This is a genomic window from Isoalcanivorax pacificus W11-5 (genome assembly GCF_000299335.2).
Classification (GTDB): Bacteria; Pseudomonadota; Gammaproteobacteria; order Pseudomonadales; family Alcanivoracaceae; genus Isoalcanivorax; species Isoalcanivorax pacificus.
Genome location: NZ_CP004387.1, coordinates 1841091 through 1853507 on the forward strand (window position 1 = coordinate 1841091; position 12417 = coordinate 1853507).

9 protein-coding genes are annotated in these 12417 nt (G+C 65.1%); 7 read left to right on the plus strand and 2 right to left on the minus strand.

Features of this window, described 5'->3' with window-relative positions; translation table 11 throughout:
- Window positions 1-13 precede the first annotated feature (13 nt).
- Genes purF through S7S_RS08320 form a run of 5 tightly spaced genes read left to right on the plus strand, consistent with a single transcriptional unit; the run spans window position 14 to window position 6746 of the window.
- Window positions 14-1543, plus strand: coding sequence for an amidophosphoribosyltransferase (purF, locus tag S7S_RS08300; RefSeq protein WP_008735948.1), 1530 nt, complete (start codon window positions 14-16; stop codon window positions 1541-1543).
- Window positions 1544-1587: 44 nt separating this feature from the next.
- Window positions 1588-2808: an O-succinylhomoserine sulfhydrylase gene (locus tag S7S_RS08305; protein ID WP_008735950.1), complete on the plus strand. Its 1221-nt coding sequence runs from the start codon at window positions 1588-1590 to the stop codon at window positions 2806-2808.
- Complete coding sequence (locus S7S_RS08310; RefSeq protein ID WP_008735952.1) at window positions 2808-3716, plus strand: AAA family ATPase; 909 nt, start codon at window positions 2808-2810, stop codon at window positions 3714-3716. The genes S7S_RS08305 and S7S_RS08310 overlap by 1 nt, the downstream gene beginning before the upstream one ends.
- Entirely contained in the window at window positions 3716-4684 is a 969-nt protein-coding gene (locus S7S_RS08315; protein WP_008735954.1) for a DUF58 domain-containing protein, read from the plus strand. The genes S7S_RS08310 and S7S_RS08315 overlap by 1 nt, the downstream gene beginning before the upstream one ends.
- Before the next feature lies 1 nt (window position 4685).
- On the plus strand, window positions 4686-6746 hold the full coding sequence (locus tag S7S_RS08320) for a transglutaminase TgpA family protein (protein ID WP_008735955.1): 2061 nt from the start codon (window positions 4686-4688) through the stop codon (window positions 6744-6746).
- A gap of 16 nt (window positions 6747-6762) precedes the next feature.
- Here the strand turns inward: S7S_RS08320 and ppnP are convergent, their stop codons facing one another.
- A complete protein-coding gene (ppnP, locus tag S7S_RS08325; protein ID WP_008735957.1) occupies window positions 6763-7047 on the minus strand; it encodes a pyrimidine/purine nucleoside phosphorylase in 285 nt (94 codons plus the stop codon).
- A gap of 79 nt (window positions 7048-7126) precedes the next feature.
- On the opposite strand from ppnP, the gene hrpB reads away from it, so the two are divergent.
- Complete coding sequence (hrpB, locus tag S7S_RS08330; protein WP_008735959.1) at window positions 7127-9583, plus strand: ATP-dependent helicase HrpB; 2457 nt, start codon at window positions 7127-7129, stop codon at window positions 9581-9583.
- Window positions 9584-9587: 4 nt separating this feature from the next.
- Here hrpB and S7S_RS08335 read toward each other — a convergent pair whose 3' ends face one another.
- Window positions 9588-10604: a helix-turn-helix transcriptional regulator gene (locus tag S7S_RS08335; protein WP_008735961.1), complete on the minus strand. Its 1017-nt coding sequence runs from the start codon at window positions 10602-10604 to the stop codon at window positions 9588-9590.
- A gap of 343 nt (window positions 10605-10947) precedes the next feature.
- Here S7S_RS08335 and S7S_RS08340 point away from each other — a divergent pair, with 343 nt between their 5' ends.
- Window positions 10948-12387 carry a parallel beta-helix domain-containing protein gene (locus S7S_RS08340; protein ID WP_052269228.1) on the plus strand — a complete coding sequence of 480 codons (1440 nt, stop codon included), beginning with the start codon at window positions 10948-10950 and terminating at the stop codon, window positions 12385-12387.
- Window positions 12388-12417 lie beyond the last annotated feature (30 nt).

Consider the following 12417-nt stretch of genomic DNA (forward strand, 5'->3'; position numbering starts at 1 on the left):
CGAGGAACCGAGCATGTGCGGCATAGTGGGCATAGTCGGGCACTCCAATGTGAACCAGAGCATCTATGATGCCCTGACCGTTCTCCAGCATCGTGGCCAGGATGCCGCGGGTATCGTCACCTGCGATGGAGACCGCCTGTTCCTGCGCAAGGACAACGGCATGGTGCGTGACGTGTTCCGGACCCGGCACATGCGTCGCCTGGTCGGCAACATGGGCATCGGCCATGTGCGCTATCCCACGGCGGGCAGTTCCAGTTCGGCGGAGGCGCAGCCGTTCTACGTCAACTCGCCATACGGCATCACGCTGGCCCACAACGGCAACCTGACCAACTCTGCCGCGCTGGCCGAGGACATCTTCCGTGCCGATTTGCGCCACATCAACACCACATCGGATTCCGAAGTGCTGCTGAATGTGTTCGCGCATGAGCTGCAGACCCTGGGCAAGCTGATGCCGCAACCGGAAGACATCTTCTCCGCCGTGCGCCGCGTGCATGAGCGCGTCGAAGGCGCCTACGCCGTGGTGGCGATGATCACCGGCTATGGCATCCTCGCGTTTCGCGATCCGTACGGCGTGCGTCCGGTGTGTTTCGGCAAGCGCGAAACCGACAAGGGCACTGAATACATGGTGGCCTCCGAGAGCGTGGCCCTGTCCGGGCTGGGCTTCCATCTGGAGCGCGACCTGGCACCGGGCGAGGCGATCTACATCACCTCCCAGGGTGAGATCTTCACCCAGCAGTGCGCCGACAATCCGCGCCTGAACCCCTGCATTTTCGAACACGTCTACCTGGCGCGGCCGGATTCCATCATTGATGACATTTCCGTCTACAAGGCGCGCCTGCGCATGGGCGAGAAACTGGCGGAGAAACTGCTGCGCGAATGGCCGGACCACGACATCGACGTGGTGATCCCGATCCCGGACACCAGCCGCACTTCGGCGCTGCAACTGGCCAACACGCTGGATGTGAAATTCCGCGAAGGCTTCATCAAAAACCGCTACATCGGCCGTACCTTCATCATGCCGGGCCAGCAGCAGCGCAAGAAATCCGTGCGCCAGAAGCTCAACGCCATCGAGCTGGAGTTCTCCGGCAAAAACGTGTTGCTGGTGGACGATTCCATCGTGCGCGGTACCACCTGCAACGAGATCATCCAGATGGCCCGCGAGGCCGGCGCCAACAAGGTGTACTTTGCCTCCGCCGCGCCGCCGGTGCAGTTCCCGAACGTGTACGGTATCGACATGCCGGCCGCCAACGAGCTGATTGCCCACGGCCGCAGCGTGGAAGAGATCTGCGCACTGATCGGCGCCGACAAGCTGATCTACCAGGATCTGCAGGACCTGGTCGATGCCTGTCGCGAGGGCAACCCGGCCATCGAGCAGTTCGAGTGCTCGGTATTTGACGGCAACTACGTGGCAGGCAATATTAGCCGGGACTATCTCGACTACCTTGAGCGCCTGCGCAACGATGCCTCCAAGCACAAGCGTGACCGCGAGCGCGCCGCCGCACTGGCTGAAAACGGTATCATCGATCTGCATAACGCGGAGTAGCCGTACCACGGACAGCGCATCACTGAGAGAAAGGAACAGCAGGCATGAGTGAACGGCAGTTGCCGGACGATCTGAGTATAGAAACCCTCGCCATCCGTGCCGCCGAGTTGCGCACCGGCGAGATGACCCACTCAGAGCCGCTGTTCCTGACCTCCAGCTTCGTCTACGAGAACGCGGCGCAGGCCGCCGCGCGCTTCGCCGGCGACGAGCCGGGCAACGTCTATTCGCGCTTCACCAACCCGACCGTGTCGATCTTCGAGCAGCGCCTGGCGGCGATGGAAGGCGGCGAGCGCTGCGTGGCGTTCGCCTCCGGCATGGCGGCGATCACCTCCACTTTTCTGGCACTGCTGAAACCGGGTGATCACATCGTCAGTTCGCGCGGCGTGTTCGGCACCACCAATGTGGTCTATGAAAAGTACCTGAAGAAATTCGGTATCGAGACGACGCTGGTGGACCTGACCGATCTCGACGCCTGGCGTGCCGCCGTGCGGCCGGAAACCCGTTTCCTGTACCTGGAAACGCCGTCCAATCCGCTGGCCGAGGTGGGCGATATCCGCGCGCTGGCCGAACTGGCCCACGCCCATGACGCGCAACTGATCGTCGACAACTGCTTCTGCTCACCGGCACTGCAACAGCCGCTGGCGCTGGGCGCGGACCTGGTCATCCACAGCGCGACCAAGTACCTCGACGGCCAGGGCCGTTGCCTGGGTGGCGCGGTGGTGGGCCCGAAGACGACACTGGACGATATCTACGGCTTCCTGCGCTCCACCGGCGCCACCATGAGCGCCTTCAATGCCTGGGTGTTCATCAAGGGGCTGGAAACCCTGTCCCTGCGCATGAAAGCGCACTCGGACAATGCCCAGGCGCTGGCCGACTGGCTGGTACAGCGGCCGGGCATTGCCCGGGTGCATTACGCCGGCCTCAAGGACCACCCGCAACATGCGCTGGCGAAGCAGCAGCAGAGTGGCTTCGGCGGTGTGCTGTCCATCGAGGTGGAAGACAGCGCCGGTGCACGCGACCGGCAGGCGGCTTGGCGCTTTATCGATGCCACCCGGCTGGTGTCGATTACCGCCAACCTGGGCGATGTGAAAACCACCATCACCCATCCGGCCACGACCACCCATGGCCGGGTCAGCGCGGAAGAAAAACAGCGCTCGGGCATCACCGAAAACCTGATCCGCATTGCGGTCGGCCTGGAAGGCCTGGCCGACCTGAAAGCCGACATGGCCCGTGGGATTACCGCACTCGGCCATTTGGTGCGCTGATGGAAAAGGTGCAGCGTGCGCTGGCCCGGGTCGGCAAGGTGGTGCTGGGCAAGAACGACCAGATTCGTCTGGCGGTGGCGTGCCTGCTGGCGCGCGGCCATCTGCTGATCGAAGACCTGCCCGGCATGGGCAAGACCACCCTGGCGCACGCCCTGGCGCGGATTTTCTCGCTCGACTATCAACGGGTGCAGTTCACCAGCGACATGCTGCCGGCGGATATTCTCGGTGTGTCGCTGTTCAACGCCGACACGCGCGAATTCGTGCTGCGCAAGGGGCCGGTGTTCACCCAGCTTCTGCTGGCTGACGAAATCAACCGGGCCACGCCAAAAACCCAGAGTGCGCTGCTGGAAGCGATGGAAGAGCGTCAGGTGACACTGGATGGCGATACCTATCCATTGCCGCTGCCGTTCTTCGTGGTTGCCACACAGAACCCGGTGGAGCAGGGCGGTACCTTTCCCTTGCCGGAATCCCAGCTTGACCGTTTCCTGATGCGCATCAGCCTCGGCTACCCGTCACCGGAAGCGGAACTGGCGCTGCTGGCCGCCGGCGACCTGCGCGCCGAAGCGCTGGATCTGACCCCCGCACTGACCGTGGACGAACTGCAACAGGTCATGCAGGCGGTGGAACAGGTACACGCCTCGGCAGACCTGCTCGGTTACCTGCAACGGTTACTGGAACACAGCCGCAGCAGCGGCCTGTTCCAGGCCGGCCTGTCACCGCGTGCCGGCCTCGGCATGCTGCGCGCCGCGCGCGCCTGGGCACTGCTTGGCGGGCGCAATTATGTGATCCCCGAAGACATTCAGGCGGTGCTGGTGCCGGTGTGCGAACACCGCCTGCAACCGGTGGCCGGCGGCGCGGCCCGTGGGGCCGCCGGGCGTCTGCTGGAAGCGGTGCCGGTGGTGCCCTGATGCAGGCCGCCGTGCGGGCGCAGGTACGGCGCCGCTACCGGCAATGGCTGGCCCGGCGCATGCCGGCGTCGCGCCAGCAGCGTCTGACCCAGCAACGAATCTTCATCCTGCCGACCCGTTACGGGCTGTTCTTCCTGCTGATTGCCGCGCTGCTGTTCCTCGGCGGCATCAACTATGAAAACAACCTGATCATGGCGTTGTCGTTTCTGATGACCAGCCTGTTCATGATCGCCATTCTGCATACCTTCCGTAATCTCGCCGGCCTGCTGGTACGTGCCGGGCAGTGTGAACCGGGCCATGCCGGCGCCGACGGCGCGCTGGAAATCCTGCTGCACGCCGATGACCGGCACCCGCACCTGAGCCTGTGGCTGCGCTGGCCCGGCGGCCCGGTGGAGGAAATCTCGGTGCTGCCCGGCGAAGAAAAGAATGTCTGGCTGCGCCTGCCGCTGAAACGGCGCGGGCGTGTTCATCCGGGCCGTCTGCACATCGAAAGCCGCTACCCGCTCGGTCTGCTGCGGGCCTGGAGCCAGCTCGACATGGCGCACCCGGCACTGGCCTGGCCGCGTGCCGTACCGAATGAATTCTGCCCGGCCAGCGGTGGCGATGCCGAGCAAGGTCGGCAACACACCCGTCTGGCCGGCAGTGACGATTTCCAGGGCCTGCGCAGCTACCGGCCCGGCGACCCGCCGCGCATGGTCGACTGGAAGGCCTACGCCCGTGGCCGGGGGCTGCACAGCAAGTACTTCGCCGACCCCGCCGAAGGCTGGCTGTGGCTGGACTGGGCCATGATGCCCGGCGTGGACCCGGAAACCCGCCTGAGCCGGCTGACCTGGTGGGTGCTGCAACTGGAACAGAAAAACCAGCGCTATGGCCTGCGCCTGCCCGGTGCGGAACTGCCACCGGGGCTCGGGCCAGAGCAACAGCGCCAGGCGCTGGACCTGCTCGCCCTGTACGGCGAGGTGTCCTGACATGGCGCGCGTCTATCAGGTCCCGCATCACGCCTTTGGCTGGCTGGTCGCCGGCACCTTCATGGCAGCCCTGCCGCATCTCATTCATGGACCGCTGTGGCTGCGTATCCTGCTGTCGGCCACGGTGCTCGGCCGCATCCTGATCCAGCGCGGGCGGCTGCCGATGCCGGGCCGGGTGCTGCGGGTGATCCTGCTCGGCGGCGTGCTGCTCGGCACGCTCTATACCCACGGCACCGTGCTCGGGCCGGACGCCGGCACCTGTCTGCTGGTGGCGGCGTTCGCGCTGAAGCTGCTGGAAATGGTGCGGTTGCGAGACGCCTATGTGCTGCTGGTGCTCGGCTATTTCGTGCTGGCCACCACCTTCCTGTTTTATCAGGGGCCCATCGCCAGCCTGTATGTACTGTTGAGCATGCTGTGCCTCACCGCTGCGTTGCCGGGCATCAATCACCCGGAGGCGGGCGCCCGCGCCTGGCGGCATTTCCGGCTGGCGCTGGTGATGCTGTTGCAGGCGGTGCCGCTGATGCTGCTGCTGTTTGTGCTGGTACCGCGCATCAGCCCACTGTGGTCGCTGGAATTCAGCCAGGAGCGCTCGCGCACCGGCATGAGTGATTCCATGGCACCGGGCGAAGTCAGCCACCTGTCGCAGTCCCGCGAACTGGCATTCCGGGTGGAATTCGAGGGGGCAGTGCCACCGCCGGCGGAGCGCTACTGGCGCGGGCTGACCTACGCCTGGTTTGATGGCCGCCGCTGGAGCCAGGCGCGGCCGCAGGAAATCAGCCAGGCGGATTACGTCTGGTTCCCGGCCAGCCCGCAGCCACGCCCGGACTGGGTGGCAACGCTGATGGCTGCCCGCGACGAGGCCGCCGCGCGCGGGCCGGTGTATCGCTACCGGGTGGTGCAGGAGCCGAGCCGGCGCAACTGGCTGTACGCGCTGGCGGTGCCGTTCGCCGATGACGCGCGGCTCGGGCTGGTGCGCGACATGCGGCTGGTCAGCCGTGATGAACTGAATCAGCGCGCGGATTATCGCGTTACCAGCTATCCCGCGCTGCGGGCGGCGATGCCGATCTCGCCGGCGGACGAGGCCATCAGCCTGCAATTGCCGGAGGGTTTCAATCCGCGTGCGCGGGAGATGGCGCGGCGCTGGTATCGCGAGGCCGGCAGCGCCGAGGCGTATGCCAACCGGCTGCTGCGCTGGTTCCGTGAGGAATCTTTTTACTACACCCTGGAGCCACCGTTGCTTGGCGAGCACACGGTGGATGAATTCCTGTTTGGTTCCCGGCGTGGTTTTTGTGAACACTACGCCTCGGCGTTTGCCTTCATGATGCGTGCGGCGGGTGTGCCGGCACGCATTGTGGCCGGTTACCAGGGCGGCGAGCTGAACCCGGTCGGCAATCATCTGCGGGTGCATCAGTACCACGCCCACGCCTGGACAGAAATCTGGCTGCCGGGTTCGGGCTGGGTGGAAGTCGATCCCACCGCCGCCGTGGCGCCGTCGCGTATCGAGATGGGTCCGGAAGCGGCGTTGCAGGATGATCCGCTGGCCGATTTCCAGGGCATCATGCGGGACCTGCCCTGGTTGCAGCAATTGAGTAACCGTTTCGACTACGTGCAATTCATCTGGCAGAAATGGGTGCTTGATTACGACGAGTCGAGCCAGTTGTCGCTGTTGCAGCGCTGGCTGGGCGAAGTCTCTCCGGCGCGTATCGGCATGGCGCTGGCAGCGGGCGCGGCGGTGCTGTTGCTGCCGGTCGCGTTGTGGGTGTTGTTGCGTCGACGTGGACCGGGGCGCACGCCGATGCAGCGCGAATACCGCGCCATGCTGAAGCAGTTGCGCGGGCGCGGGCTGGAATTGTCGGATGACTTGCCGCCCCGGCGGCTGGTGCGCGAAGCCGGTGGCCAGTGGCCGGCGGCGCGGCCGTTACTGAAAAAATGGGGCCGGGCGTTCGAGGAAAGTGTGTACGGCGGGCAGGCGAATACGTCGTTGCGCGCACTGCGCCGTTATCGTCGCCAACTGCGCTGGCTGCGCGGCGCGCGGGGCGGGCAGCATGTCTCTCCAAGCTGAACCCCGCGCTGATACGTCACTCGCCGTACAGGCACAGGTAGGCAGTATCCACCGCCACCTGAAGCTTGAAGCGGGCATTGGCCGGCACGATAAATTCGTCGCCCGCGTTGAACGTCTGCCAGTCATCGCGGCCCGGCAGTTGCACCGTCAGGGCGCCGCTGACCACTTTCATGGTTTCTTTTTTGCTGGTGCCGAATTCATAGTCACCCGGTGCCATCACACCCACGGTGGCCGGCAGGGTCGCGGTCTGGAACGCAATGGAGGCCACCTGGCCTTCGAAATACTGGTTAACCTTGAACATCAAACAACGCTCCGAAATGTGCGGGGCGCGCAGTATCGCACAGGGCAGGAAAACCGCCCAGTATGCCGGGAGCCTGCCGATGCTGCCGATTGACGAGGTCATGCCGGCGCTGCTGGACGCGCTCGCCGGCTTTGATGCGGTGGTGTTGCAGGCCCCGCCCGGCGCCGGCAAGACCACCCGCGTGCCGCTGGCGGTGCTGGCGCAGCCCTGGCTGGCGGGCCAGAAAGTACTGATGCTGGAGCCACGCCGGATTGCGGCGCGCAACGCCGCCCTGTTCATGGCGCGCCAGCGTAACGAGCCGGTCGGCCAGACGGTGGGTTATCGCACCCGCATGGAAAGCAGGATCACCGCCACCACCCGCGTCGAAGTGGTGACCGAAGGCATTCTCACCCGGATGCTGCAACGCGACCCGGAGCTGCACGGCTACGGCGCCATCCTGTTCGACGAATTCCATGAACGCTCCCTGCAGGCCGACCTGGGCCTGGCGCTGGCGCGCGAAAGCCAGCAGGCACTGCGGCCGGACCTGAAGCTGCTGGTGATGTCGGCCACGCTGGACGGTGCCCGCATTGCCGCGTTGCTGGACCAGGCGCCCGTGATTGCCAGCGCAGGACGTGCCTGGCCGGTCGATATCCGCTACCTGCCCCCGGCCCGCGAGCACTGGGAAGCACACCTGGCGGCACAGATTCCCCGCCTGCTGGCAGAGGAGACCGGCTCCATGCTGGTGTTCCTGCCCGGCACCGCCGAGATCCATCGATTGGTCCGGGCGCTTAACGGGCGGCTACCCGGCGATGTGCGGCTGGCGCCCCTGTATGGCGACCTGAGCGCGGCGGCGCAGGATGCCGCCATCGCGCCCGCGCCTGACGGCGAGCGCAAGCTGGTCCTGGCCACGGCCATTGCCGAAACCTCCCTGACCATCGACGGCGTGCGCATCGTGGTGGATGCCGGTTACGCCCGCCGGGCCCGCTTTGATCCCGGCAGCGCCATGACGCGGCTGGTGACCGAGCGAGTGTCCCGGGCGGCGGCCGACCAGCGCGCCGGGCGGGCGGGGCGGACCGCCCCCGGAGTCTGCTACCGGCTATGGCCTGAGAGCGAACGGCTGGCTGCCTTTGCCGTACCGGAAGTACTCGGCGCCGACCTGAGCGACCTGATGCTGGAACTGGCGGCCTGGGGTTGCCGCACCCCCGCTGACCTGTGCTGGCTGGATGTGCCTCCGGCCCCGGCCTGTCAGCAGGCGGTCGAACTGTTGCAGCGGCTCGGTGCGCTTGATCCACAGGGCGCCATCACCGGACACGGCAAGGCCATGCAGGGTATTGGCCTGCCGGCACGGCTGGCGCATATGCTGGTCACCGGGCGGGAGCGGGGGCAGGGCCGACTGGCGGCAGAGCTGGCAGCGCTGCTGTCCGAGCGCGATCTGCTGGGCGTCCGTCAGGGCACGGATATCCTGCACCGGCTGGCCTGTCTGCGCGGCGAACGACGCGAGAGCGGTGTCGACCCGGCCCGCCTGAAGCGGCTCGGGCAACTGGTGCAGCGGTTGGCAGAGGGCGCGCCGCAACGCCCGCTGGCGAGCAACGAGCCAGGGCGCCTGCTGGCCGCCGCCTTTCCGGACCGGGTGGCCCGGCGCCGGCCCGGCGATGCACCGCGTTACCTGCTCAGCAACGGCCGTGGTGCGCTGCTGGACGCACACGACGGCCTGGCCGGCGAGCCCTGGCTGGTGGCGGCGGAACTGGACGGGCAGCAGCGCGAGGCGCGCGTGTTTCTGGCGGCGGCGCTGGATCAGGCCGACCTGGAAACGGATTTCGCCGGGCAGATCATCGAGCAGGAACGGCTCGACTGGGACGCCCGCGAAGGCGCCGTCGTGGCGCGTCGCGAACGGCGCTTCGGCGCGCTGGTACTCGACAGCCGGCCACTGCCTGACCCGTCGCCGGAGGGCCTGCTGGCGGCACTGTGCGAAGGCCTTCGCGCCCAGGGCATGCAGGCGTTCCCGTGGCAGCCGGCGCTGCGCCAGTGGCAGGCCCGGGTGATGCTGCTGCGGCGTCTGGAAGGTGAGGTGTGGCCCGATGTGTCCGACACGGCGCTGCTGGCGGGTCTGGAAAACTGGGCGGCGCCGTGGCTGGCCGGTGTCAGCCGGCTGCGGCAACTGGAGCGTTTCCCATTGGGCGATGCGCTGCGGCAGCAACTCGATTATGCCGCCGCGCAGCGTCTGGATGTACTGGCACCGCCCGCCGTGGCAGTGCCCAGTGGGCGCCAGGCGGCGATCGATTACTGCGACGAAAACGGCCCTGTGCTGGCGGTAAAATTGCAGGAAATGTTCGGCCTTACCCGGACGCCACAGATCGCCGGCGGCAAACAGCCGCTGACGATCCATCTGCTGTCACCGGCCCGCCGGCCGGTGGCGGTGACACAGGACCTGGCCAGCTTCTGGCAACAGGGCTACCCGCAGGTACGCAAGGATCTGCGGGGCCGTTATCCCCGCCACCCCTGGCCGGAAGACCCGCACACCGCCATCGCCACCGGCCGGGTAAAACCGCGCGGGTAGCCGCTCAGGCTTCGTCCATCAGCGGCACGTCGCTGCCGTACAACAGCCGGTAATCTCCCGGTGTCAGGCCGGTCCAGCGCTTGAACGCCTTGAACAGCGAACCGGTCTCGGTATAGCCGAGGCGGTTCGCCACGTCCGGAAAACTCAGGCTGCTGTCGGCCACCAGTTCCCGCGCCAGATGAAAACGCACCTGATCCAGTTGCAGGCGGAAGCTGGTGTGCTGCTGTTGCAGCCGCCGCTGCAGTGCGCGCACGCTGATGTTCAGCAGGGCCGCGATGCGGCCCTGGTCGGGCGTGCCGTGCACTAACTGGTCGCGGATCAGCGAGGAAATCTCGTCGGCCAGCACGCGGCTGCGCAACGATGACAGCAGGCGCTGGGTGTCCTGCAGGGCGTCACGCATCCGCACCGGGTCGCCGGTAGGGTTTTTCACATCCAGCACATGGCGGCTGAAATACAACTCGTCATGCGGCTGGTTGAACTGTACCGGTGCGCCGGCCAGGCGGCTGAACAGTGCTTCGTCCGCCGGCGGCGGCCGGCGCAGATTGACGCCGATATCCGGTGTCTGGTCGATCCCCAGCAGCACGGCCGCCAGGCGCAGGAAGCCGCTGAGCACGGTATCGGTCTGCTGCGGATGCACCAGCTCCGGCAGGATCGGCACCATGCGGATGTGGTAGCGCTGCGGGTCGATATGAATTTCCAGCCGTTCGATTTCACTCAGCAGCGGCCAGAAGTGCTGCACGGTGCGCAGCATCTGCCAGCCGTCGGCGCTGTACAGCACCGCATTCATCACCGGGGCGATGTCGGCGAGCAGAATCTGATGCCCGATACGCAGGCCCATGTAGGGATCGTTGAGGCGCTTTTCCGTGTAGCTGTAAAGACGATGAACGATTTCCGCCGACACGCGCTCGGAAGTGGAAATCTCTGTGCCGGCGGCGGCACTCAGCTCACTCAGTGTAATGCCCTTGTACTGCCAGTAACGCAGATGACTGGCAAGCAGGGCCGGGTGTTTGGTCAGGATCATGGTCGTGTCCTGTCTTCTTTATTGTTCTGGTCCACTGTCGTGTGGCGACAGCGGGAAAGCAGAGCCCTGTTCACCGAAAACGTACCAGAAAAAGCGGATGGGTAATGACATAACGCCACCAGGCTGCTTCCGGGACCGCGGACTCACACCGGTCCGCGACACTCTGCCACACAACCATAACACCAGTTTGTACGATGGTTCTATACGACAGTTCAGGGCTTTGACTGGCGTCTCATGACATTGCCGGTGTACACCCCGGATTACGACTATCTCCTGAGCGCTTCCGGCACGCCCCCGTCGTCCGGCAGCGACCTATACCGACAAGAATCCAAGGGAGAGCATCATGAACAAGCCTTACCTGGCAGGCGGCCGCGGACGTGTTGCCGCAGTGGTGGCATTGAGTACCAGCCTGGCGCTGCTGAGCGCCTGTGGTGGCGACAGCAGCAGCCGACGCGGCGGAGGCGGCCCCAGTTTTCCCGCTGATGCCATTTTCCTCGACGCAGAGGACCTGACCACCAGCGCGAAAGAGGCACTGATCAATATCGAGTCCGGGGATGTGATCGTGTTTCCCGACGGTGAATTCGCGATTGAGGACACCCTGAGCCTGATCAACGCCACCGGCGTCAGCAATATCACGCTGCGCGGTTATGGCCGCGAGCGCACGGTGCTGGATTTCAGCGATTCCAGTGGCGGTGACGGCATTTACATCGAGGGCGTCAGCAACGTCACCATCCGCGACCTGACGGTGATCGAGGCAGCCAACAACGCCATCAAGCTCAAGGGGGTCAATGGCATCCACATTCACCACACCGGCACCGAGTGGCGCGGCGAACTGAATGAGGAAAACGGGGCCTATGGCCTGTATCCGGTGGAATCGCAAAATATCCTGATTGAGCACAGCTATGTGCGCGGTTCGGCGGATGCCGGTATCTACGTCGGCCAGTCACAGAACATCGTGGTGCGACATAACGAAGCGGTGGAAAACGTCGCCGGTATCGAAATCGAAAACTCCACCAACGCCGATGTGTACAGCAACATTGCCCGGGGCAACACCGGTGGCGTGCTGATCTTTGACCTGCCGATCGGCAACGGTATCTACGGCAGCACCGTGCGTGTGTTCGACAACGAAGTGTTCAGCAACAACACCGACAACTTTGCCAACCAGAGCAGCAATCCGGCGGGGGTACATATCGTGCCGCCGGGTACTGGCGTGATCGTGTTGTCCACCCGTGACGTGGAAATCTATAACAACATGATCGATGACCACGATGGCTCGGCAGTGATTGTCAGCAGCTACATGATTGCTTCGCAGACGCCGGAAACCTCAGCTATCGCTGACGGCTTCCGCTCCGTGCCGCGGAATGTCTACATACACGACAACAATATCGGTTCTTTCGCCAACGATCCGCGCGGGGACCTGATGCAAATGGTGATCATGGCCTTTGAGGCATTTGGCGGTATCCCGGCCATTCTCTATGACGGCCTGGGGCAGGCGATTGCCAATGATCCTGTTGCCGGTCCTGTCTTCAGTGAGGTGCCTTTCGCCAGCGATGGCAGTGACAACATCTGTGCACAGAACAACGGGGCTGTATCGTTGGGTTACCTCTATCAGCCAGGCATGACGTTCGACCCCGTTACGATGGACCCGATGCCGGGTATCGGGCAGGGGAACAACAGTCTTATTAATTGCTTCCAGCCGCGCCTGCCCGCCGCCAGCGCCACCATCAACGGCGTGGAATACGGTTGTGGCATTGATGATAACTCAGCCGCCTGCGCGCTTTGAGCCGACGTACTCATCAGCAGTCGCGGGGCC

Coding starts and splice junctions, on each gene's coding strand:
- S7S_RS08335 (WP_008735961.1), bottom strand. CDS start 10,604: ATGATCCTGACCAAACACCCGGCCCTGCTTGCCAGTCATCTGCGTTAC.
- hrpB (WP_008735959.1), top strand. CDS start 7,127: ATGCTGCCGATTGACGAGGTCATGCCGGCGCTGCTGGACGCGCTCGCC.
- ppnP (WP_008735957.1), bottom strand. CDS start 7,047: ATGTTCAAGGTTAACCAGTATTTCGAAGGCCAGGTGGCCTCCATTGCG.
- S7S_RS08305 (WP_008735950.1), top strand. CDS start 1,588: ATGAGTGAACGGCAGTTGCCGGACGATCTGAGTATAGAAACCCTCGCC.
- purF (WP_008735948.1), top strand. CDS start 14: ATGTGCGGCATAGTGGGCATAGTCGGGCACTCCAATGTGAACCAGAGC.
- S7S_RS08315 (WP_008735954.1), top strand. CDS start 3,716: ATGCAGGCCGCCGTGCGGGCGCAGGTACGGCGCCGCTACCGGCAATGG.
- S7S_RS08340 (WP_052269228.1), top strand. CDS start 10,948: ATGAACAAGCCTTACCTGGCAGGCGGCCGCGGACGTGTTGCCGCAGTG.
- S7S_RS08320 (WP_008735955.1), top strand. CDS start 4,686: ATGGCGCGCGTCTATCAGGTCCCGCATCACGCCTTTGGCTGGCTGGTC.
- S7S_RS08310 (WP_008735952.1), top strand. CDS start 2,808: ATGGAAAAGGTGCAGCGTGCGCTGGCCCGGGTCGGCAAGGTGGTGCTG.